At 73.0% G+C, this 23,245-nt stretch carries 13 protein-coding genes and 1 tRNA gene; 5 read left to right on the top strand and 9 right to left on the bottom strand.

Annotated elements, in window-relative coordinates; translation table 11 throughout:
* Positions 1-59 precede the first annotated feature (59 nt).
* Together ACFYS8_RS01265 and ACFYS8_RS01270 are read left to right on the top strand one after the other, a co-directional pair.
* Positions 60-1,037 (top strand): aldo/keto reductase, encoded by a 978-nt coding sequence (locus tag ACFYS8_RS01265; RefSeq protein ID WP_387634072.1) that lies wholly within the window; start codon positions 60-62, stop codon positions 1,035-1,037.
* Between the two features lie 29 nt (positions 1,038-1,066).
* Entirely contained in the window at positions 1,067-3,061 is a 1,995-nt protein-coding gene (locus ACFYS8_RS01270) for a helix-hairpin-helix domain-containing protein (protein WP_387634074.1), read from the top strand.
* A 103-nt stretch (positions 3,062-3,164) separates the two neighbouring features.
* Here ACFYS8_RS01270 and ACFYS8_RS01275 read toward each other — a convergent pair whose 3' ends face one another.
* Entirely contained in the window at positions 3,165-3,767 is a 603-nt protein-coding gene (locus ACFYS8_RS01275) for a hypothetical protein (RefSeq protein WP_387634076.1), read from the bottom strand.
* Between the two features lie 330 nt (positions 3,768-4,097).
* Between ACFYS8_RS01275 and ACFYS8_RS01280 the strand changes: the two genes are divergently transcribed.
* Positions 4,098-4,307: a DUF5703 family protein gene (locus ACFYS8_RS01280; protein WP_035874678.1), complete on the top strand. Its 210-nt coding sequence runs from the start codon at positions 4,098-4,100 to the stop codon at positions 4,305-4,307.
* A gap of 100 nt (positions 4,308-4,407) precedes the next feature.
* Here the strand turns inward: ACFYS8_RS01280 and ACFYS8_RS01285 are convergent, their stop codons facing one another.
* From ACFYS8_RS01285 to ACFYS8_RS01295, 3 genes are all read right to left on the bottom strand, one after another.
* Positions 4,408-5,229 carry a chaplin gene (locus ACFYS8_RS01285; protein ID WP_387634078.1) on the bottom strand — a complete coding sequence of 274 codons (822 nt, stop codon included), beginning with the start codon at positions 5,227-5,229 and terminating at the stop codon, positions 4,408-4,410.
* Positions 5,230-5,595: 366 nt separating this feature from the next.
* Complete coding sequence (locus ACFYS8_RS01290; RefSeq protein WP_387634080.1) at positions 5,596-5,838, bottom strand: chaplin; 243 nt, start codon at positions 5,836-5,838, stop codon at positions 5,596-5,598.
* Between the two features lie 240 nt (positions 5,839-6,078).
* Entirely contained in the window at positions 6,079-7,401 is a 1,323-nt protein-coding gene (locus ACFYS8_RS01295; protein WP_387634082.1) for a M20/M25/M40 family metallo-hydrolase, read from the bottom strand.
* A 246-nt stretch (positions 7,402-7,647) separates the two neighbouring features.
* Between ACFYS8_RS01295 and ACFYS8_RS01300 the strand changes: the two genes are divergently transcribed.
* Positions 7,648-7,732 (top strand) — tRNA-Leu (locus ACFYS8_RS01300).
* 123 nt (positions 7,733-7,855) lie between these two features.
* Here ACFYS8_RS01300 and ACFYS8_RS01305 read toward each other — a convergent pair.
* Positions 7,856-8,452 carry a hypothetical protein gene (locus tag ACFYS8_RS01305; RefSeq protein ID WP_387634084.1) on the bottom strand — a complete coding sequence of 199 codons (597 nt, stop codon included), beginning with the start codon at positions 8,450-8,452 and terminating at the stop codon, positions 7,856-7,858.
* Positions 8,453-8,580: 128 nt separating this feature from the next.
* Between ACFYS8_RS01305 and ACFYS8_RS01310 the strand changes: the two genes are divergently transcribed.
* Positions 8,581-8,754 carry a hypothetical protein gene (locus tag ACFYS8_RS01310; RefSeq protein ID WP_387634085.1) on the top strand — a complete coding sequence of 58 codons (174 nt, stop codon included), beginning with the start codon at positions 8,581-8,583 and terminating at the stop codon, positions 8,752-8,754.
* Between the two features lie 81 nt (positions 8,755-8,835).
* Here ACFYS8_RS01310 and ACFYS8_RS01315 read toward each other — a convergent pair whose 3' ends face one another.
* From ACFYS8_RS01315 to ACFYS8_RS01330, 4 genes are all read right to left on the bottom strand, one after another.
* Positions 8,836-16,725 (bottom strand): MupA/Atu3671 family FMN-dependent luciferase-like monooxygenase, encoded by a 7,890-nt coding sequence (locus ACFYS8_RS01315; protein ID WP_387634087.1) that lies wholly within the window; start codon positions 16,723-16,725, stop codon positions 8,836-8,838.
* Complete coding sequence (locus ACFYS8_RS01320; RefSeq protein ID WP_387634089.1) at positions 16,722-20,015, bottom strand: type I polyketide synthase; 3,294 nt, start codon at positions 20,013-20,015, stop codon at positions 16,722-16,724. Before ACFYS8_RS01320 ends, ACFYS8_RS01315 begins: the two co-directional genes overlap by 4 nt.
* On the bottom strand, positions 20,012-21,298 hold the full coding sequence (locus ACFYS8_RS01325) for an MFS transporter (RefSeq protein ID WP_387634091.1): 1,287 nt from the start codon (positions 21,296-21,298) through the stop codon (positions 20,012-20,014). Before ACFYS8_RS01325 ends, ACFYS8_RS01320 begins: the two co-directional genes overlap by 4 nt.
* 188 nt (positions 21,299-21,486) lie before the next feature.
* Positions 21,487-23,211: a putative Ig domain-containing protein gene (locus tag ACFYS8_RS01330; protein ID WP_387634093.1), complete on the bottom strand. Its 1,725-nt coding sequence runs from the start codon at positions 23,209-23,211 to the stop codon at positions 21,487-21,489.
* Between the last annotated feature and the right edge of the window lie 34 nt (positions 23,212-23,245).

Raw genomic sequence — 23,245 nt, forward strand, 5'->3', positions numbered from 1 at the left:
GGCACCGCCCCCGACCTGCGCCGTCGCGGGTGGCGCAGCAGGGTTGACGGAGGGACGCGATGCAACAGCGACAGCTCGGGCGCACCGGTCTGCGGGTCTCCCGGCTCGGCCTGGGCACCCTGACCTGGGGCCGGGACACCGACGAGCACGAGGCCGCCGAGCAGTTGAAGGCCTTCGTGGACGCCGGCGGCACCCTGGTGGACACCGCCGACGTCTACGCCGACGGCGGCGCCGAGTACCTGCTGTCCCGGCTGACCGATGGCCTCGTCCCGCGCTCCGAGCTGGTGATCGCCACCAAGGCCGGCCTGCTGCCCGGCTCCGGGCGCCACAACAGCTCCCGCGGCCACCTGCTGAACGCCCTGGACGCCTCGCTGCGCCGCCTCGGCACCGACCACGTCGACCTGTGGCAGGTGCACGCGTACGACCCGGCGACGCCCACCGAGGAGACCCTGCACGCGCTCGACCTGGCGATCTCCTCCGGCCGGGCCCGGTACGCCGGGGTGTGCCAGTACAGCGGCTGGCAGCTCGCCAAGTCCGCGGCCTGGCAGCGCGCTTCGCCCGGCCGCGCCCCGCTGGCCGCCGTCCAGCTCGAGTACTCGCTGCTCCAGCGCGGTATCGAACGCGAGGCGCTGCCCGCCGCGCTGGACGCCGGGGTGGGCCTGCTGGCCGGCTCGCCGCTCGGCCGGGGCGTGCTCACCGGCAAGTACCGGCACGGTGTGCCGGCGGAGTCGCGCGGCGCCGGCCAGCACCCCGCCGGGCCGGTCAAGCCGTACCTGGGCGAGACGTCCCGCCGGATCGTCGACGCACTGGCGACCGCCGCCGACGGTCTGGCCTCCACGCCGCTGAAGGTCGCGCTCGCCTGGGTCCGCGACCGCCCCGGCGTGTCGGCCGCCCTGCTGGGGGCCCGCACCGCCGCCCAGCTGCAGTCCTCACTGTCGGTGGAGGCCCTTACGCTTCCGAGTGAGATCCGCGCTGCCCTGGACGACGTGTCGGCCCCGGTGCACCGCTACCCGGACCAGGGCTGGACGGAGCTGTAGCCGTCCGGCCCGCTGAAGGAGCCTTCCGCATGACCACCCCCGAGGAGAGCCCGGCCCCGGCCGCCGAGCAGCACGCCGGTACCGTCGCCGCCCTCGCCGAAGCGATCCGGGCCGTCGGCCGGAGCGGCTCGGGCAGCCCTGACGAGCCGTCCGCCCCCGGCTCGTCCGCCGCGCCGCGCGCCGACGGCCCGACCGCCGACGCCCAGCGGCAGGCCGCGCTGACGGCCGTCGCCGAGGTGCTGGCGGCCGGCGGCGCGCCCGCGCAGCTCGCCCCCGCCGCGGTCGCCGCGCTCGGTGAGGACGCGGCCGAACAGCTGCGCGAGGACCCGTGGGCGGTGCTCTCGCTGCCCGGCGTCCGCCCCGAGCACGCCGACGGCTTCGCCCGCGGGCTGCTCGGCCCGAAGGCGCAGCCCGGCGACCCGCGGCGCGCCCAGGCGCTGGTGGCCTGGCTGCTGGAGCAGGCCGCGCTGCGCGGGCACTCCGCGCAGGAGCTCGGCGAGGTCTCCGAGGCGCTGCGCGCCCAGCACGTCCCCGACGCGGCGGGCGCGCTCCAGGCGGTGCTGGAGGACGGGCGGGTGATGCCGTTCCAGGAGGAGCTGCCGATGCCGCCCGGCAGCCACGACGAGGACGAGGAGCCGCCCGTCCGCACCCTGCTCGCCCTGGAGCGCCTGGCGCTGGCGGAGGAGAGCCTCGGCGAGGGCCTGGTCCGGCTGCTGTCCACCTTCGCGCCGGGCGAGGACACGGACGAGGAGCCGGTCGAGGACGCTGCCGAGGAGCCGGTCGAGGACGCTGCCGAGCAGACCGTCGAGGAGGGCGCGGCTGCGGAAGCCCCAGTGCAGCAGCCCGGCCCGGCCGCGTGGGAGGCGGCGGCCGAGGCCGCGCCGTCCCGGTCAGCGCAGGAGCTGGTGCGCACCGCCGCCGGGTCCGGTCTGGTGCTGCACACCGGCGGCGAGTCGGCCCGCGCCGAACCGGCCGCGCTGCTGCACGCCGCCGCCGGGCTCGGCCTGCGGGCCTGGGCGGCGACCTGGACGGGTCAGGGCCGGGACGCGCTGGCCGCGCTGCTCCCCGAGGGCTCCCCCGCCGCCGACCGGATCGGCACCCTGGCCGAACTGCTGTACGGCGAGCGGCTGCCGCGCGCGGTGGACGGCACCCTGCCGCTGGACGTGCTGGTGGTGCTGGACGCCCCGCTGCTCGACGTGGAGACCGCCGCCACGCTGCTGGAGGCGCTCGCGGACGGCACCCGGCTGGTGCTGTCCGGCGACCCGGGCGGCCTGTGGTCGGCCGGCCCGGGCCGGTTCTTCGCCGACCTGCTGGCCGCCAAGGCGTGCCCGGCGGTGGCGTCCCGCACGCCGGACTTCGGGCCGATCGGCGAGCTGGTCTCGGGCATCGGCATCGGCGAGCTCCAGCCGGTGGACGCCCCCGACAAGGAGGTGGTGATCCTCACCGCCAAGGACGGCGGCGAGGCCGTGCACCGCGCCGTGCAGCTGCTCACCGACTCCATTCCGCGCGCCCTGTCGATCCCGTCCGAGCAGACGGTGCTGCTGACGCCTGGCCACGGCGGCCCGGCCGGCACCCGGGCGCTGAACGCCGCCGCGAAGGCCAGATTGAACCCCGGCCCGGGCCGGTTCGGCGGCTTCGACCCGGGCGACCGGGTGGTGCACTCCCCCGCGCTGGGCGTCAACCTGCCCGGGCGGGTGCTGGACGGCGACGCCGCCGGCCTGCACCTGGAGCTGGCTGACGGCGGGCGGCTGACGCTCTCCCCGCAGCAGGCCGCGAAGCTGCGCCACGGCTGGGCGATGACGGCCCATCAGGCGGTCGGCCGGCGCTGGCCGGCGGTGGTCGTGGTACTGCCGGAGGACGCGGCCGGGCAGCTGACCAGGCAGTGGGTGTACACGGCGTTCGGCCGGGCCGAGCGGCACCTGTCGGTGGTCCACGCGGCGGGCCCGGCGCTCGCCCAGGCGGTCGCCGACCGCCCCGCCGCCGACCGCACCACCCGCCTGCGGTCGGTCCTCACCGACCAGTAGGAAGCCGCTGCAGGAAGCCGCCGGGTGGACGGCGAAGGGCCCGGGCCGCCGATGCGTCCCGGGCCCTTCGCCCTCGGAGTTCCCGGGTCGGGCGGGTGGTCCGTCAGTCGTCCAGCTCGTCGTCGTAGACCTCGCTGACGTCGAAGCGGCAGATCAGCAGCTCCGGGTCGGCGCCGTCGAACGGCTCGGGGAGCCACTCTCCGGGCTCGGCGGGGTCGGTGGCCGACACCCACAGCGTGGAGTCGCCCTCCTCAAGGCCGAACTCCTCGGCCCGGGCGGCGATCTCGTCCGGCTCGTACTCGCCGAACAGCACGCCGATCGCCGCGGTCACCTCGGCCTCGCTGCCCCCGCCGGGGGTGAGCGCCTCGTCGACCCGTTCGGCCTGGGCACGCAGGCGCTTCGGGTCGGTGATCAGGTAGTCGCGGCGGATCAGCACGCTGATCGCCTCGGGCTGTTCGGGGCCCTGGTAACCCGTCCCGGACTCGTCGCCCGGGATCTCGAAGGGGGTGACCTCGTCGTAGACCTCGTAAAGGATCTGGTCGTAGGCAATGGCGGCCGCCGCGAGCTCCTCGTAGGCGTGCACGACGACCGGATCCCCGGGCTCGGTGGAGCTGGAGACGGCCTGCAGGTGGCGGTCGATAGCGGCCTTGACCGCCTCTGCGGCGGCCCGTACCTCGGTGATGGTCAGCTGCGCGGCATCAGACATGGTGCAGACGCTATATCCACCTGGCGACGACACGCACAGCGGTTGTCACCTACGGCCCTGAAAATCGGGCAAGTTCACCCTGGATGTCCGTTCCGCCCCTTTCTGTCACCGCGCTTCACGAGGGCGCTCCGGCCCTGTTGGGGACTCCTCGGCCGCGCATCAGCGCGGCCCGGGGCGGGTATCCCTACCGGAGGGGAAAACTGATTGACGGTCAGCTCCGCCCCGGGCAAGGCTCGTCCTGCCGCCCGGGGCGGTAAGGACCCGAACCGGCCACCGGCCGGCGGCGCGCCGTAGGCTTGCAGGCAGCACAGCAGCGGAGGAAAAGTCTTGATCCCTACCAAACCGGTCCGGCTTCCGGAGTACGAGTACCAGTCGCTTCGTCTGCCACGCGGCACGTCCCGCAACGCCGCGCGTCAGCTGCTCACCGACCACGCCGAGTACGGGCATTGGGAGCTCGACCGGCTCCGGCTGTATCCCGACGGCAGCCGGACGGTCCGACTGAAGCGGCGCATCATCCGGCAGGTCCGCTCCACCTGGTAGCGCGCATGCCCGCGCCCGGGCCGCCCCGTCGAATCGTGCGACGGGGCGGCCCGGGCGCGGGTGTTTCCGGCGGCGGCCGCCGGGGCCGGGCGGGTTTGTTCTAGCGGCGGGCGAGGACCCGGGAGCGGCGGTACAGCACGCCGCCGCCGAGCAGCAGCAGGATGCCGGCCGGGGCCAGGATCTCCAGGCCGGAGGCGCCCGTGGAGGCAAGCTGCTGGCCGGTGTTGTCCGCGGCGGCCCGGACCTCGCCGCCCGCGGGGTGGGTGGCCGGCGGTGCGTCGACCGGCGGGGTGGTGTGCTCCGTCACGGGCGGGGTGACGGGCGGGGTGACCGGCGGGGTGACCGGTGGCGTGCACTCGCCGCTCGGCGGGGTGCAGCCCGGCGGCGTCTCGACGACCGGGGTGGGGGGCATGACGGGCGGCGTGACCTGGTTGCCGCAGTTGTTGCCGAACGCCGGGTTGCCGAGGCCCACCACGTCGATCGTGTTGCCGCACGCGTTGACCGGCACGTCGACCGGCACCTGCGCCTGGTTCCCCGAGCCGACGCCCGGCGAGTTCGTGGCCGTCCCGCCGGCCGAGGCGCCCGTCCCGGACGTCCCCGAGCCGCCGGTGTTCGAGCCGGTGGATCCCGAACCGCCGTTGTTCGAGCCGGTGGAGCCGGTGCCGGCCGTGCCGGAGCCGCTGTGGTTCGCGCAGTTGTTGCCGTAGGCCGGGTTGAGCAGGCCGATCACGTTGAGGGTGTTTCCGCACGCGTTCACGGGGAGCTCCACAGGGACCTGCACCGCGTTCCCCGAGCCGACGCCCGGCGAGTTCGCGGCCACGCCGTGGGCGTCGGCAGTGGCGTGGGCGTAGCCCGCGGTCGAGGCCAGCACGCTGCCGGTGGCCATGGCCGTGAGGAGGCCTTTCCTGGCGACCTGTCGCATTGACTCCCCTTGTTTTCTCTGTCCGGTGGACTGATGCCGGTGGATTGCTGAACCGACTTCCGATGACTTCGGCATTCCGTCAGCCGGGACCACTCATCGATCCGATAGTCGGAATTCCGTGCCGCAATTGCGGCAGCACTACGTTCAACGACCCTCGGTGGTGAAGGTTGAGCCAGTTGCAGTCAGTTCATCCGATCGGGTGAGGTCTCCGGTATTCCGGGAACCGCGACGTTCACCCGTACGGGGAGCCCCTTAACAACCCCGGACACGCGTCCGCCCCCGTACGGCGCAGAAGCCGTACGGGGGCGGGAGTTCAGGGCGTCGGCCGCCCCGTCGTTCGTCGACGGAACGCCGTCAGCAATCCCTTCAGAAGTTCGCGCAGCCGTTGCCGAACGCCGGGTTGAGCAGGCCGATCACGTTGATCGTGTTGCCGCAGACGTTGACGGGGACGTGCACCGGGATCTGGATCAGGTTGCCGGAGAGCACGCCCGGGGAGCCGACCGCGGAGCCTTCCGCGTGCGCCCCGCCGTGCGCCGAGGCGACACCCGCGCCGGCGAGCACCAGACCACCGGTGGCGGCGGCGACGGCAGCGATCTTCTTGACCTTCATCTGACTGTTCCTCCTGGTCGTTTCCAGCCCGTTCCCCCGGGCTGCACACGGAAGAACGAAGGCCCGGCACCCGGGATGCGGGGCCGGGCCGACATTCACCCGTTGAAGTGATCAAGCGAACAGCTGATCGGCATTTCTCACGCTCGACTGCTTCTCATACTTTCCGGGTTTCCGGTGCCCTCGCGTGCCCTCACATGCCGTTACGTGCCGTTACGTGCCGTCGCGTGCCGTCGCGTGCCGTCAGGCCAGGTCGATGAAGCGGTCCAGCACCCGGACGCCGAACTTCAGGCCGTCCACCGGCACCCGCTCGTCCACGCCGTGGAACATGCCGGCGAAGTCCAGGTCCGGCGGGAGCTGGAGCGGGGCGAAGCCGAAGCAGCGGATGCCCAGGTCCTGGAAGGACTTGGCGTCGGTACCGCCGGACAGGCAGTACGGGACGGCCCGGGCGATCGGGTCCTCGGCGCGCAGCGCGGTCTGCATGGCCTCGACCAGGGCGCCGTCGAAGCTGGTCTCCAGCGCCTTGTCGTAGTGCAGGCTCTCCCGCTTGACGCGCGGGCCGAGCACGCTGTCCAGCTCGGCCAGGAACTCCTCCTCGTAGCCGGGCAGGAAGCGGCCGTCCACGTGAGCGGTGGCCTGGCCGGGGATCACGTTCACCTTGTAACCGGCGCCGAGCATGGTGGGCTGGGCGGTGTTGCGCAGGGTGGTGCCGATCATCTTGGAGATGCCGCCGAGCACCCGGAGCGTCTCGTCCATGTCGTCCGGGTCGAGCCGGACGCCGAGCGCGTCGGAGAGCTCGTCCAGGAACGCCCGGACGGTCTTGGTGATGCGCAGCGGGAACTGGTGCCGGCCGAGCCGGGCCACCGCCTCGCACAGCTCGGTGATGGCGTTGTCGTCGTTCTCCATCGAGCCGTGCCCGGCGCGGCCCTCGACGGTCAGGCGCATCCAGTGCATGCCCTTCTCCGCCGTCTCGATCAGGTACAGCCGGGCCTGGTCGTTCACGGTGAAGGAGAAGCCGCCGACCTCGCCGATCGCCTCGGTGACGCCCTCGAACAGCTCGGGGTGACGGTCGACCAGGAAGCGGGCGCCGTAGGTGCCGCCGGCCTCCTCGTCGGCGAGGAACGCCAGCACCAGGTCGCGCGGGGGCTTGCGGCCGGTGCGCAGCCGGTCGCGGACCACCGCGAGGGTCATCGCGTCCATGTCCTTCATGTCGACCGCGCCGCGGCCCCACACGCAGCCGTCGGTGATCTCGCCGGAGAACGGGTGGACCGTCCAGTCGGCGGCGTTGGCGGGCACCACGTCGGTGTGGCCGTGGATCAGCAGCCCGGGACGGGAGCGGTCCTCGCCCTCGATCCGCACCACGGTGGAGGCGCGGCCCTTCGCCGATTCGAAGATCTGCGGTTCCAGCCCGAACTCGGCGAGCTGCTCGGCAACGTACTCGGCCGCCTTCCGCTCCCCCGGGCCCGAGCCGTCGCCGTAATTGCTGGTGTCGATACGGATCAGGTCACGGCAGATCTCGGCGACCTCCGACTCGGCCGTCACCGCGCGCTCGCTGCCCACACTCATCGCTCCCACCTAACCTCGGCCCGCCCGGCGCGGCTGCGGCCCGCGCCGCCCCGGCCCGGCCGGGAGCCGCGGGCGCCATCCCGCCATCCTCCCCCCAGCACCCGCCCCACCCCAAGGGTGCGGCCCCGGACACCCCCGCTTTCGAAGCCCCGCCCACCCCACCGCCCCCGGTTTTGGGTCTACCAGGCGATCTTTGCTACTGTTGTCCATGTCGCCGCGGGGAACACCCCGCGAAGACAACACCTAGTCCGGGTGGCGGAATGGCAGACGCGCTAGCTTGAGGTGCTAGTGCCCTTTATCGGGCGTGGGGGTTCAAGTCCCCCCTCGGACACCGAATGAAAGACCCCCAGGTTCTCCTGGGGGTCTTTCGCGTTTCCGGGCAGTGGCGTGACCAACCACGTGACCAACTGTGGATCAGAGCCGTGTGAACGAGAAATGCGCCCCGCGGCCGGCATCAGTCGCAGTTGTCGCAGATACCGGTGGCAGGAAGCTGGACGTGGCAGGACGGGCATACCGGCACCGGCTCGCGGAGAGCGGCAGCTGTGCGTCGGCGGGCGACGGTGTCCTGATAGCGGGGTGCCAGCGCCGGGCTCCCGCCGTCGGCCGGCAGTGCGGTGCAGTACGCGCGGTAGCACGCCAGCCGGGAGGTGGCGGCGTGGACCTCGCGGTCGTGCGCGTCCGCCGCGGCAGGCAGGCCGGCGACCTGCAGAACCTCGTTGTAGCCCTCCCCAACCATGCCGTCAGCGCTGTGGACCACCAGCGCTGTCAGGGGCGGGTCCTCACGGCGGTGCGCCTCGTGGACGACTCCGCCGAGTACCCGCCCGATCCAGTTGTGCAGGAGCGCCCTGGTGCGAACACCGGATGCCTCCTGCACGGCTTCGCCGAGTTCCCGGTAGGTGATGACCGCGCGATACCTCCCCGCGACCTGGACCAGAACCGGATACGCCGCCGCACGCCACGCGGCCAGGGCTTCCGCGTAGCCGACAGCCACGGCCGAGCCGTTCTCCACTCGCCAGTAGCCGAGCCGCTGTTCCCCGCCCTGTCGTTCCATGTCCCCACCCTGTCCAGGCCCCTCGTCCGTGCCCAAGAGGCTACGGGACGTCGGTCCGTCCATGCGGGGAAGTACGGGATAGGCCTCGCGGACGAAGGTCGCCCTCCCGGGCACCCGACTCGGACACGATGGCGAAGCGGTACATCGCGGCACTGAACGTCCTGGACGAGCTGATCGAGAACGACGGCGACGTCTCCGATGCGCGTACCCGCCTCTCCGAACTGCAGGGGATGGCCAACCGCGTCCTTCGGCGGGACCAGGCCGACTGGACGGAGATCGCGCTTGGTTCCGCCGGGACGTGACCGGGACGGTGCGTGTCCCCCTCGGACACCGAATGAAAAGACCCCCAGGTTCTCCTGGGGGTCTTTCGCCTTTCGGTGGGGCTAGCTGCCTTCGGGGGTGTCGGTCAGGGCCTGGGTGACGAGGTTGTCCAGGAGGGTGGTGTAGCGGGTGGTCCAGGTGGTGATGGTTTCGGGGTTCCAGAGGTCGGTCGTGTACTCGAGGTAGCCGGCGAGGGCGTCGCCGGCCGGGACGAGGCCGAGGTTGAACTCGCCGCGGGCTGCCGGGACCATCAGGTCCTCGACCTGGACGGTGAGGTTGGGGAGGTCGATGTCGGTTTCCAGGGAGTTCTGGTACTGGAAGCCGTGGGCGAGCCGGTCGGGGACGTTCGGGTAGCCGCGTTCGCGGAGCAGGGGGCCGGAGCGGGAGAGCGGCATCAGGTGTTCCAGGGCCTCGTGGGCGGAGCGGGCGGTCGCGCGGACCTGGTCGGCGAACGGGGTCGAGGTGTCGGTGCGCAGGCGCAGCAGCAGTGAGGAGACGGTGCAGGCGAGCAGTGTTTCGTCCTCGCGGCGCGGGCGGTTGGCGTAGGCGACCTGGAGGAGGTTGTCGGCGCGGCCGTTGAGGGTTTCCATGAAGCGGCCCAGGGCGGTGACGGTGACGGCGAACGGGGTGGTGCCCAGTCGCTTGGCCAACTCCTCGATGCGGCCTCGTGCTTCGGGTGACACGGTGAACTGTGCCACCTGGCCCTGGCCGCTGAGCTGCTCGGGTCGCGGGTGGTCCAGCGGGAAGTCGTGGGTGAACGTGGCGTCCTTCAACTGGCGTTCCCAGTAGGCGATGTCGTCCTCGCGGTCGGCCTCGTCGAGGCTCCGCTCGTAGCGGGCGTAGTCGGTCTGCTGGGTCGCCGGCGGCAGGCTGTGCGGCTCGCCGGTCAGGGCGGCCCGGTAGAGGGTCTCGAGGTCCTTGAACAGGACGCTGACGCCCCAGCCGTCGCACATCGAGTGGTGCATGACGAACACCAGCGCCCAGGACTCCTCGCCGGTGCGCACCAGCCGGACGGCCGGACGGACGCCCGCTTCGAGGTCGAACGGGTGCCTGGCGGCCTCGGTGCTGATCCGGGACAGCTCGGCCTCGCGTTCGCTCTCCGGCAGACCGCGCAGGTCCTCCACGGGGGGCTCGACCGGGACGGCGGGCAGGACGTCCTGCCACCATTCCCCGGTCCGGTCGTCGCGGACGCACCTGGTGCGCAGCGACTCGTGGCGCTCGATCAGGCCGGTGAGGGCGGCGTGGAGGGCGGCGACGTCCAGCGGGCCGGTGATGAGGAGCCGCATCGCGACGTTGAACACCTCGGGCACGGGGAGCTTGCCGATGCGGTCCGCGAACCTCCCCTGGGTGGCGGTGAGAGGGGGGCGGTCGGGCGAGGCGGCCGGAGCGGAGGCTTCGTCCGCCGACGGGCGGGACGCGTCGACGAAGGCGGCCATCGCCTCCGGGGTCGGCTGCTGGAAGAGGCGGGTCACCGGCACGTCGACCTGGAGTGCCTCGCGCACCCGGTTCACCAGCCGGATCGCGGTGATCGAGTGCCCGCCCAGCTCGAAGAACGACGTCTGCGGGTCGACCGCGGTCGCGTCGATGCCGAACTCGGCCGCCCACAGCCGGCGCACCCGCTGGAGGGTCGGCGACGGGGCGGGGGCCGGTGCGGGCGCCGTCGGCGGGGCGGGCGCCGTCGGGACGGTGATGTCCGGCTCGGGCAGGGCGGAACGGTCCAGCTTGCCGATGCCGTTGAGCGGCAGCGCCGGGAGGACCGCCCAGGCCCGCGGCACCAGGTAGTCCGGCACCCGGCGTGCGAGCGCCCCGGCGGCCAGGGTCGCGAAGGCCGTGCGCTGTGCGGCGGCCGTCGCGTCGTCGCCGCCCAGTGGTTCGGCCGGGACGAGGTAGCCGACCAGGTGGGCGTCCCCGCGGGCGTCGCGGCGGGCGAGGACGGCGGCTTCCCGCACGCCCCACACCTGACGCAACTGCTCGGTCGCCTCGCCCGGTTCGACCCGGAACCCGCGGATCTTCACCTGGTCGTCGGCGCGCCCGCAGAACTCCAGCTCCCCGGTGGCGGGGTTGCGCCGCACCAGGTCGCCGGTGCGGTACATCGGGCCCTCGGGGTCGGGCAGGAACCGTGCGGCGGTCTCGTCCGGCCGGTCCAGGTAGCCGTGCGCGACTCCGGCTCCGGCGACGTACAGCTCGCCGGGCGTCCCGTCGGGCACCGGCCTGCCGTCGGCGTCCACCAGCCGGATCCGGACGTTGTCGACGGGCAGGCCGATCGGGATCGGGCCGGCCTGGGCGCCCTTGGGGGCGACGGTCGCCACCGTGCACAGGATGGTGGCCTCCGTCGGCCCGTACACGTTGGTGACCCGGTACGCCGCCGACGCGTGCGGCCGCACCCTCAGCACGTCGCCGCCGACGGCGAGATGGCGCAGCGGCGGCTGGCGGCGTTCGTCGAGGCCGAGCAGCGACTCGGCGAAGGCCGTGGTGAGGAAGGCGAAGGTGATGCCGTGCACGGTGTACCAACGGGCCAGCGCCAGCGGGTCCTTGCGGGTTTCGGCGTCGGCGACGACGAGCGTGGCGCCCGCTGTCAGGGTCGGCCAGATCTCCATCAGCGAGCCGTCGAAGCTGACGCTGGACACCAGGGCCGTGCGGTCCTCGGACGTCGTCGCGAAGTGCTGGTGGTGCCACTGGCAGAACGACACCAGGCTGCTGTGCGGGACGGCGACGCCCTTGGGCCGGCCGGTGGTTCCCGAGGTGTGCAGCGCGTAGCACAGCGAGGAGGACGTCGCCGGGTCGTCGGCCGCGGCGGGGGCGGTGCCGGGGTCGTTTACGTCAAGCACGGTGACGTCGAGCACGGTGACGTCGAGCACGGTGACGTCGGCGGGCAGGTCGAGGGCGGCCACCGCGTCGCCCGTGGTCAGCAGCAGCGGCGAGGCGCAGTCGGCCAGCACGGCCTTGGCGCGGGCGAGCCCGAGGTCCGGGTCGATGGGCGCGAAGCCGTGGCCGGCCTTGAGGACGGCGAGCAGCGCGACGATCAGCTCGGGCGAGCGGTTCAGCCACACCGGGACCGGCCGGTGCACGCCGGGCACCGGCGCGCCGATCCGGTCCCGGACGACGGCGGCGAGCCGGGTCGACCGGCGCTCCAACTCGCCGTACGTCAGGACGGTTTCGCCGTCCACGACGGCCGGGCGCCCCGGGTGGCGGGCCGCCTGCCGGGCGATCCAGGCGTGCACGGTCGTGTCGGGCACCTCGCGCACCGGGCCGCGGAGCCAGCCGTCGGCGGTGCTCGCGCCCAACTGCGAAAGCGGCGTCGAAGCGTCGGCCACGGCCTGCGTCAGGATGCCGGAGAACGCCGTGAACCAGCCGTCGATCGTGGCGAGGTCGAACAGGTCGGTGTTGAACTCCAGGTGGCAGCGGATGCCCTCCGACGGGCCGCCGTCGGTGAAGTACACGCACAGGTCGGCGAGGGACTTGTCGGCCCCGGCGTCCAGCGCGGTGGCCCGCACGCCTGGCAGGTCGAGGCGGAACGGCTCGTCCCGCTCGAACTCGGCGAGCACCTGGAAGACCGGTGTGCGGTCGGTGGCGCGGCTCGGCGCCAGCTCCCTCACGACCGACTCGAACGGCACGTCGGCGTGGTCGTAGGCGTCCAGCGCGGTGCGCCGCACCCGGTCGAGCAGGGTGCCGAAGTCGGGGTCGCCGGACAGATCGACGCGCAGCGCCAGGGTGTTGATGAAGAAGCCGACCAGGTCCTCCGAGCCCTCGGGGCGGTCGGAGATCGGCGTGCCGATCACCACGTCCTGGTCGCCGGTGAGGCGGTGCAGCAGCGCCGCGTAGCCCGCGATCAGCGTCATGAACAGGGTGGCCCGCCGGCCCCGGCTCAACGCCCGCAGCCCGTCGGAGAGTTCGGGCGTCAGGGTGCGGAATGCGGCCTTGCCCTCGGAGCTCATCACCGCCGGGCGGGGACGGTCGGTGGGCAGGTCCAGCACCGGCAGGTCGCCGCCGAGGGTCTCCCGCCAGTACGCGAGGTCCGCCGACGCCCCGGGGCTCCGGGCGGCATCCCGCTGCGCACGGGCGTGGTCGGTGTACGACCAGGTGAGTGCGGGCAGCTCGCCGTCCGGGACGGTCCGGCCGGCCGTCTCGGCCCGGTAGAAGGCGGAGAGGTCGCGGGTCATCACGGCCGCCGACGCCGCGTCCACCACGATGTGGTGGAGCGACAGCACCAGGACGTGCCGCTGCTCGGCGAGCTTCACCAGCCGGGTGACGAAGAGGGGCCCGTTCGCGAGGTCGAAGCGGCGGGCGCTCTCCGCGTCGAGCACGTCCTGGACGGCGGCGTGCGCGTCGGCCCCCGCCGGGGTCTCGGCCGAGCGGTCGATCACCTCGAAGTCCGGCTCGTGCGGCGGCAGCACCACCTGCACGGGCTCGCCCGAGCCGGCGTCGCGGAAGACGGTCCGCAGGCTCTCGTGACGGGCCACCAGCGCACGCACGGCGGACCGGAGCGCGGGGACGTCCAGCGGGCCGTCCAGGAGCAGGGCCTTGGACTCGTTGTAGGCGGTGCGGCCCGGCAGGATCTGCTCCTGCATCCAGATGCGCTGCTGGCCGAAGGAGAGCGGGTGCTGCTGCTGCGCTTCGGGTGCCGGGGTGTCGGTGGTGCGGGGCGGTGCTGCGACGGCCAGCACGGGCTGCGCGGCGGCCAGCACGGGCTGCGCGGCGGTGGGCCGGGCGTAGGAGCGGCGCAGCGAGTCGAGGTGGGGCAGCCCGGCCCGCAGGGTGGCCGCCGGGACGCCGAAGTCCACCAGCGCGACGATCTCGTCGACACCGGCCGCCCTGACGGCGTCCACGACGGGCCGCACGCTGTCGGCCGTGCCGATCAGTGCCCGGTCGTCGCAGTACCGCCGGTAGGCGCGTTCGAACAGCACGTCCTGGTCGTCCTGGCTCAGCGACGACATGTCGACCTTGTACCCGAGGCTGTTCGCCACCCCGCCGAACAGCGAGAGCGAGGCCCGCATGTACCGCGAGAGCGGCTCGAACGCCGCCTCGCGCGCCTGGTCGTGGTCGGCGCCGAGCAGAGTGTGCAGCAGGATGGCGACCCGCCCGGTGGCCGGGTCGAGGCCGTGGGCGGCGCGGGCACGGCGGTAGAGGGCGATGTTCTCGCGCAGCTGGTCGATGCTCTGCGACATCAGGTTGGTGACGATGCCGAGGTCGTGGCGGGCCGCCAACTCGTAGGAGGCCGGGTTGCCGACGACCGCCGTGAACATCGGCGGCATGTCCTGGACCGGCTGCGGGAACAGCCGCAGCTCGGTCTCGCTCCCGTCCCCGACGGTGCGGGTGAGGGCCTCACCGCGCCACAGCTTCCGGACCTCGGCGAGCTGGTCGAACATCGACTCCCGGTGACGGCCGAACCGTTCCGGGAAGAAGACGAAGTCGTTGGCGTTCCAGCCGCTCGCGCAGCCGATGCCGATCCGTCCGCCGGAGAGGTTGTCCACCATCGACCACTCCTCGGCGACCCGGATCGGGTCGTGGAGCGGCAGGACGACCGAGCCCGCGTTGATGCGGACGCGTTCCGTCTCACGGGCGAGGGCCGCCCCGAGCACGGCGGGGTTGGGGAACAGGCCGCCGAAGGAGTGGAAGTGCCGTTCGGGCATCCAGAGGGAGTGGAAACCGTGGGTGTCGGCGTACCGGGCGGTCTCCAGGATCATGGCGTACTTGTCCAGGCGGGGGGCGTCCTCCTGGGGGTAGTCGCCGAAGAAGTAGATGCTGAAGTCGGGGCCGGGACCGGCGGTGCGGGGCTGGACGGACACCGGGGCGGGGGCCGGGGCCGGGACGGTGGCCGGGACGGTGGCCGGGGCCGGGACGGTGGCCGAGGCCAGAGCGGCGGCCGGGACCGTGGCGGGGGCCGAGGCCAGGACGGTGGCCGGGGCCAGAGCGGGGGCCGGGGCGGAGGCCGGGGCCGGGGCGGAGGCCGGGACCGTGGCGGGGGCCAGAGCGGCGGCCGGGACCGTGGCGGGGGCCAGAGCGGCGGCCGGGACCGTGGCGGGGGCCAGAGCGGCGGCCGGGACCGTGGCGGGGCCCGGGGTGCGGTCGCGGGCCGGACCGGAGAGGGGCATCGGCGCGACCGGTGCCGGTGCCTGCGGCGCGACGGGCGTCTGGGCCACCGGGGCGGGGACGACCGGCGCGGCAACCGGCGCGGCAACGACCGGCGCGACACCCGGCGCGGCAGCGACCGGCGCGGCAACGACCGGCGCGGCGGCGACCGGCACGGCGGCCCGCACGGCAGCCGGCGCGGCAACGACCGGCACGGCGACCGGCACGGCGACCGGCACGGCAGCCGGCGCGGCGGCGGCCGGCGCGGCAGCAACCGGCGCGGCGGCCGGCCGGGTCAGCAGGCGGGCGCCCGGGAAGAACCCGGCGTCGCGCAGCTCGCGCAGCGAGCCCTGCACGGCGTCCGTGACGACGGCGAGGTCCTCGTCCGTGTGCGCGGTGGACAGGAAGAAGTTCCGCCACTCCCAGACGAACACCCCGCGCAGCAGCAGGTGGTGGTAGAGCAGTTCCATGTCGGCGCGGTGCTCGAAGCGGAACATCGAGCCGAAGTGGGCGAGCCGCAGCGGGAATTCCTCGGCCTCGAAGAAGCCGTTGAGCCCGGCCGCGAACCGGTCCGTCCGGTCGTTGAGGCGCTGCTGGAGCGACGGCCCCTGCGTCTTGAGGTGGGTGAGGACGGCGCGGGCGGCGACCATCGACACCGGGTGCTGGATGTAGGTGCCGCCGAAGAAGGTCGTCTCGCCGGGCGGGTAGCTGGCGTCCCCGTAGCTCCAGTAGCCGCCGTCGACACCGTCCATGATGTCGGCCCGTCCGGCGATCGCGCCGATCGGGAAGCCGCCGCCGAGCAGCTTTCCGTAGGTGGCGAGGTCCGGTGTCACCCCGTACAGCTCCTGCGCGCCGCGCAGCGCCGGGCGGAAGCCGGTCAGCATTTCGTCGAACATGAGGATGATGCCGTGGCGCTGCGTGAGTTCGCGCAACTCCCGGACGAACTCGACCGGTTGCAGGGACGGGTGGCGGCTCTGCACCGGTTCGATGATGCAGGCGGCGATGAACGGCGCTTGCTCTTCGATGACGCGCAGCGACGCCGGGTCGCCGTAGTCGAGGACGAGCAGGTCGGCGACCGCGCTGTCCGGGATGCCGATCGACACGGGCGCGGTCGCGTGCTCCTCGCCCGTCCCCGCCGCGCGGCCGAGGACGTTGTCCGCGTGCCCGTGGTACGAACCGTGGAACGTCACGATCTTCCGGCGTCCGGTGGCGGCGCGGGCGAGCCGGATCGCGGCCGAGTTGGCCTCCGTTCCGGAGTTGGCGAACGCCACCCGCTCCATGCCGGTGATCTCGGCGAGCAGCTCGGCCGCCTCGCCCGTCTCGGCGTTGCGCGGCCCCAACTGCACACCGCGAGACAGGTGTTCGCGTACGGCCTCGCGGACGAACGGCGGCTCGTGGCCGAACATCAGCACACCGAAGCCCATGGTGATGTCGGTGTAGCCGTTGCCGTCGATGTCGGTGATCGACACGCCGGAAGCACCGCGCGCCGCGATCGGGTACAGCATCTCCTTGGTGCTGGAGCGGAAGCCGACCACGGCCCGGCTGTCGGCCAGCACCCGGCGGTGGCGCTGCGCCAGCTCCTTCGACGTCGGCGTCTTCGCGGTGTACCGGCGGACGAGCTCGTCCAGGTGCCGCTTGCGGCTCTCCGGCCCGGTGCCGCTGGCCATGCCGGAGGCGCGGTCGACGGCGACCCGCGGGCCGTGCATCTTCGGTGCGGCGCCGGACGGCACGGGCGCGGTCGGCTCGGACGGCGCAGCAGCGGTCGGGGCTGCGCCGGCCAGCTGCTCGGCGATCCGTCGCGAGAGTTCCGCCATCGCGGAGAGGTCGCTGTCGGCCGCGGCGGTGACGGCCGCGATGCCGTCCTGGTGCTGCCGGGCGCTCATCGGCCACCGGCCGGGGTGGACGCGCCGCCGGGCAGGGAGGCGAGCTGACGGGTCACCAGTTCGGAGAGCTGCGTCATCATCTGGAGCTGGATCTGGGTGAGTTGCTGGATCTGGCGGGCCAGGTCTTCGATCTCCTGACGTGTCGCGTACACCGGGGCGGCGGGCTGAACCGCGGGGGCGACCTGCGTGGGGACGACCGGCGCAGGAGCGGGGACGGGCGCGGAGACGGGCGCGGGGGCAGGAGCGACGGGCGCGGGGGCAGGAGCGGCGGGCGCAGCAGGGGCGGGTGCCGGGGCGCCCGGGATCCGGCCCACGATCAGCTCGGCCAGCAGCCGAGGCGTGCCGGCCTCCTCGAACAGCTCGCGCATGGCGATCTTGACCTGGTGTTCCTGCTCGATGAGCCGCAGCATGTGGATCAGCTGCAAGGAGTCGGCGCCCAGGTCGAAGAACGAGGTGTCGTCGTTCACCGTCCCGGGGTCCGCCCCCAGCTGACCGACCGTCACTTCGACGATGTGATGGCACACGTCGTCGGCGGTGATCGTGCCTGCGTTGCTCAGTTCCACTGCGTCCTCGTCTTCCGTTGGTTCACCGAATGCGCTGATCGCCGGTTCGGGGCCTGTCCAGTAGTGCCGGCGCTGGAAGCGGTAGGCGGGCAGCGGGGTGCGGCCGCCGCCGGTGCCTTCCAGCAGGTGGTGCCAGTCCACGGGCGCGCCCGCGCAGTGCAGGGCGGCGGCTGCGGACCACAGGGGGTCGGTGCCCGCGCCGCGGCGCATCGCCGAGGCCACGGTGGCGGTGGGCAGGGCGCGTCGGGCCAGGCCGCCGAGGGTGTGGTGCGGGCCGATGTCGAGCAGCACGGGATCGCCCGCCCCGAGCGTCGCGAGTACGGCGTCGAACCGCACCTCTTCCCGGGTGTGCCGCAGGAAGTAGTCCGCGTCCGGTACCCAGCCCGCAGGGCGGAGGTTGCCGTCCAGCCCGCTCACGAAGGGGATGGTCAGTGGCCGGAAGTCGATGCCTTCCAGGACCGTGCGGAACGCTCCGAGCGCCGGTTCGGTCAGCGCGGTGTGGAAGGCGCGGTCGACCGGGAGCCGCTCGCCGGGGATGCCGCGTTCGGCGAGCAGCGCGAGAAGCTTCTCGGCCGCTTCGACCGGTCCGCCCAGGACGTGCGAGCGTTCGCCGTTGGCGACGGCGATCTCGAGTCCGGGGATCTCGGCGGCCAGTTGTTCGGCGGTGGTCCGGTCGGCGGCGACGGCGACCATCGCGCCGGGCGGGCAGCCTTGCATGAGCCGGCCGCGTTCGGCGGTGAGCCGCAGGCCGTCCGCCACGGTGAGTGCCCCGGCGGCGGCGAGCGCCGCGTACTCGCCGGCGCTGTGCCCGGCGACGATCGCGGGCCGTACGCCGGCCCGGTCCCACATCCGGGTGAGTGCCGCCTGGAGGGCGAACAGTGCGGGCTGCGCGGTGCCGGTCGGCCAGGTCTGGTGCTCGGCGGTTTCGGTGCCGGTGCGGAACGCGTCCAGCAGCGGTGTGCCGTACTCCCGGCGGTACTGGGCCTCGCAGGCGTCGAGGACGTCCGCGACCTCCCGGAACCTGCCGTCGTGGGCGGCGGCCATGCCTCGGGAGGGGCTGCCCTGGCCCGCGAACAGGAAGCCGACGGGGGTCGCGCCCTCGCGCGGGGCGAGGCCGGTCCACACCGGACCGCGCCCGCCGCCCGCGGGGGCCGGGCCGGTCAGCCAGCGGTCGAGCGCGGCGGCGAGTGCCGCGGGGCTGTCGCCGCGCACGGCGAGCCGGTGCCGTCCGTGGGTGCGGCCGAGGGCGGCGGTGGTGACCAGGTCGGGCAGGGCGGTGTCCGGGTGCCGGCGCAGGTGGGTGCGGAGGGCGCGGGCGTTCGCGGTGAGCGCCTGCGGGTCGCGTCCGGAGACCAGCAGGACGCCGGGCGTGGGGTGGGCGTCGTCCGCCGGCCGGGGGGACGCGGGCGGCGGCTCCTCCAGCAGGACGTGGGCGTTGGTGCCGCCCATGCCCAGCGAGGTGACCCCGGCCCGGCGCGGGCGGCCGTCCGGCTGCCAGGGCCGGGCTTCGCGGGGGATGTAGAAGGGGCTGGTGTCGAGGTCGAGCGCCGGGTTGGGGTGCTCGAAGTTGGCCATCGGCGGGATCACCCCGTGCTGTACCGCGAGCATCGCCTTGATCAGGCCCACCAGGCCCGAAGCGACGTCCAGGTGGCCGATGTTGGCCTTGGTCGACCCGAGTGCGCAGTAGCCGGTGCGGTCGGTGTCGACGCGGTACGCCGCGGTGGCGCCGTCGAACTCGATCGGGTCGCCCTTGAGTGTGCCGGTGCCGTGGGTCTCCAGCAGGCCGATCTCGTCCGCGCCGACCCCGGCCGTCTCCAACGCCCGCCGGATCGCGCCCTGTTGGCCGACCGCGCTGGGCGCGCTGAAGGTGTGTTTGGCGGCGCCGTCGTTGTTGACGCCCCAGCCGCTGATGACGCCGTGGACGGTGTCCCGGTCGGCGACGGCCCGGTCGAGCCGCTTGAGGACGATCGCGGCCACGGCGTTGCCGCCGACCGTGCCGTCCGCAGACCCGTCGAACGCCCGCACCCGGCCCGTCCTCGACAGGATCGAGCCCTTGACGTACTCGTAGCCCAGCACCTGCGGCGTGTGCACGGCCGTGGCCCCGACCAGCGCGATGTCGGTCTCGCCGTCCAGCACCGCCTGCGCGGCGGTCTTCACCGCGACGAGCGAACTGGAGCACCCCGTCTGGATGTTGACGGACGGGCCGGTCAGGTCCAGCCGGAAGGAGGTGCGGGTGGCGGTGAAGTCGGGAGAGTTGCCGATCACCACCTGCAGGCGGGAGAGCCAGTCGTCCGCGAGCGCTCCCTGGAACACGTTGTTGAGCAGGTAGGTCTGCATCGGATACAGCTGGTACCCGGTGCTGGCCCAGACACCGATGCGCGCACCCGGGCGCTCCTGCGGGTAACCGGCGTTCTCGAGTGCGTGATAGGCGACTTCGAGGAACAGGCGGTGCTGCGGATCGGTGTAGGAGGCCTCTCGGCCGCTCATGCCGAAGAACGGTGCGTCGAAATGCGAGATGTCGTCCAGGACGGCGCTGGCGCCCACGAAATCCGGTGCCCGGTACTTCTCGGGCGGGATTCCGGCGGCGGCAAGTTCTTCTTCCGTGAAATGCCGGACGCGGTCCTCGCCTTCGCGTATCAGCCGCCAGAAGTCGTCTGCGGTGTTGGCGCCGGGAAGGCGGAGCGCGAGCCCGATGACGGCGACCCGGCGGTCGTCGGGAGCGGTCATGTCCGTCCTCCTTCGGACGCGGGGACCCGGTCGTCGACCGCTTCCTCCGTCTTCCGCTCACGCGCCGGGGTGGCCCGTCCCGCGACGGCGCCGCGCACCAGCAGCAGCAGGAACCCGACGCAGAGCAGGATCGCCAGCCCGTGCAGGCCGCCCACCACCTGCAGCGGCGAGAAGTGCTCCAGTAATGCGCCGCTGAGGATCATGCCGAGGCCGAAGCCCAGGTTCTCCACCGACGCCGACAGGCCGAACAGCCGGGCCCGCTGCGCGTCCGGGGTGGTCTGGAGCCGCGAAACGTAGGCGACCTCGGTCAGGCCGTCCGCCATGCCCGCCACCAGGGACACCACGACCGCGAGGGCGGTCGGCAGCCCGCTGAAGACGAGGATGAACGCGGCCGACATCACGCAGGCGCCCAGCGCGAAGATCCGCTCACCCGGGCTGCGGCCCGTACGGGAGGTCCAGCGGGACAGGATCTGCTGCATGGCGATGTTGCCGATCGCCCAGGTCGCCCAGAACTGGCCGATGAACGCGGCCGGATGGGCGTGGTCGAGCGCGTCGGAGTAGATCGGCAGGGCCACGTTGTGGGACGAGGAGCCCAGGCCGTCCACCGCCCGGACCAGGACCATCACGGCCACCACGGGCATCGACCGCAGCAGCACCAGCGTGGCCCACCGTCCGCCGCCGCCCGCCGGCTCGGCCTTCGCGGCGGCTGGGGTCTCCTTCTCCCGCGCGGCCTCGGTCCGGATCGGCAGCGACAGCAGCACGCTCGCCGAGACGACGAACGACAGCGCGTCGAAGGCGAAGGCCCAGCGGTAGCCGAGTTGGGAGACGATGACGCTCGCGGAGCCGAACCCGGCCACCATCGCGAGCGAACGGCCGGTCGCCAGAAGGCTGTTGGCCCTGGTCCGCAGTTCCGCCCCGACGATCTCGGGCACCGCGCTGCGCAGCGACACCCCCGACACCGTCGAGCAGGCGCCGGCGATGACGGCCAGCCCGAACAACAGCGCGACCCGGGCGCCCGACGGCGCCAGCAGCAGCAGGACCAACGCGGCGGCCTGGGTGAGATCCGCCCCCACCATGAGCCGCTTGCGCGGAATCCGCGACGCGAGAGCGCCCGCGACGACCCCGGACGCCACGCTCGTCAGCAGCCGCACCGCCATGTACAGACCGGCCGTCAGCGCGCTGCCCGTCAGGTGGTAGACGAAGACGTTGAGCGCCACCATGTTCAGATAACTGCCGTACGCGGAAACCGCGTTGCCCGCGACGAGTAAGCGGAAACGCTTCACCTCGGCCCACCCCCAAATCCGTGACATGGACGCGCCTGGTATGGATTGCCGCAGTCTAGGAAGGTGAAGATCCTCATGGCAAGACCTTCACAAAGCAGTTCGGATTTCGATGCCGAGGTAAGCGAACGGCAAAGCCCCGGACCGGATGGGGCTGCCCGGTCCGGGGCGATGAGGGCGCTGACGGTGCGTCAGGAGACGTTCAGCGTGATGTCGTCGAGGACGAACGAGGTCTGCTTGGTGTAGTCCTCGGCTCCGGTGAACTTCAGCGTGACGCTCTGGCCGGCGTAGGCGGCGAGGTTGAAGGTGCGCTGCTGGTAGCCGGCGGCGGCGTTGACGTTGGAGTAGGTGGCCAGGGTGGTGCCGTTGGCCGTGACGGTGAGGGTGTCGAAGACGGTGGTCGGGGACGACGCGGTGTCGATGTGCAGCCAGAAGCTGAGGTTGTAGCTGCTGCAGCCGGTCGGCAGGGTGACGGTCTGGGCGAGGGTGTCGGTGTTGGCGGCGCCGTAGCCGTCCAGCCAGACGTCGTAGGTGCCGGAGTGGGCGGGCTCGCTGGTGCTGCTGTTGATGGTGCTGGCGCCGCCGCTGTTGGTCTCGGTCCAGCCGGAGGTGCTGCCGGTCTCGAAGCCCGGGTTGGTGATCAGCTGGGTGGGGGTGCAGGTGGTGCCGCCGCTCGCGGCGACCGTCCAGGTGAAGGTGGCGGTGGCGGACGGCCCGGTGGAGTCGGTGGCGGTGGCGGTCACCGCGCTGGTGCCGGCGGTGGTGGGCGTGCCGCTGATCAGGCCGGTGGCCGGGTTGACGGTCAGTCCGGCGGGCAGGCCGGTGGCCGCGTAGGACAGCGTGCCGCCGGCGGTGTCGGTGGCGGACAGCTGGAGGCTGGTCGCGGTGCCGACGGTGGCGGTGCGGGCGCCCGGGTTGGTCAGCGAGACCGAGCCGGTGTTGCCGCCGGAGCCGCCGCCCTGGGCGAGCCAGTCGGTGGCGTTGAGGGCGAGCGCGGCGTCGGTGCCGGCCGGGTCGTTCCACCCGTTGTAGAGGGTGTTGCCGGGCTGGCCGGTGCCGTCGTCGATCGGCGAGGAGTCGCCCCAGATCGCCACCCGGCCCTTGCCGAACGTCGAAGTGACGAACGCCGCACCGGTGTTGCCGCTGTAACCGGTGCGGTAGACCAGGCCCTTGACGTTCGGGTTGTCGGCGGGCTTCAGGGTGAAGGTGGTGCCGTTGCGGATGATCGAGCCGGTGACGGTCCCGAACGGCCCGTTGATCACCGGGTCGGTGGCGGAGGAGATCGCCCGCGGGTTGTCGGTGGTGATGTTCAGGAGGTCGACGGAGAAGCCGAACGGGTCGTTGTTGTTGACGCCGTTGCTGGTCAGCAGGTCGTTGATGATGGCCGGGGAGTCCCAGCCGTCGTTGTTGCGGTCGCTCTGGGTGTGGTCCGAGATCAGGAACAGGCCGCCGCCGTTCTGCACGAACGTCATCACGGCGGTCTTCTCGGCCGCGCTGAGGCGGATGTTGGGCTCGGGGATCACGAACTCGTCGAAGTTGGCGAGGTCGAGCGCGCCGCCGGTGCCGTAGGTGATGGTGTTGCCGGCGGGCAGCGTCTTCAGGCTGTAGTTGCCGGTCTTCTGCAGCGCCACGCCCCAGGCCGAGATGGCGCCGGTCCAGCTGGTCTCGCTGGTCGGGTTGGCGTTCTGCGCCAGCGGGTCGGGCTGGCTGGTGGAGATGATCCAGTCCGCGTTGCCCGCGGTCTCCGCCTTGGTGTTGTCGAACAGCACCCGCTTCGGGGTGCCGGTGGCGGCCGCGGCGGCGTTCTTGGGGGTGGCCGCGGTGGCGTGCTGCGGGACGGCGCTCGCGCCGGCGGCGACCACCAGTGCGGCGGCGGCGAGGGCCAGCGGGCGGGCGGCCTTCCACGTTCTGATCATCTGTCAATCTCCTAGGACCACAGGAACCATGGGG

Source organism: Kitasatospora sp. NPDC004615 (genome assembly GCF_042873545.1).
Lineage (GTDB): Bacteria > Actinomycetota > Actinomycetes > Streptomycetales > Streptomycetaceae > Kitasatospora.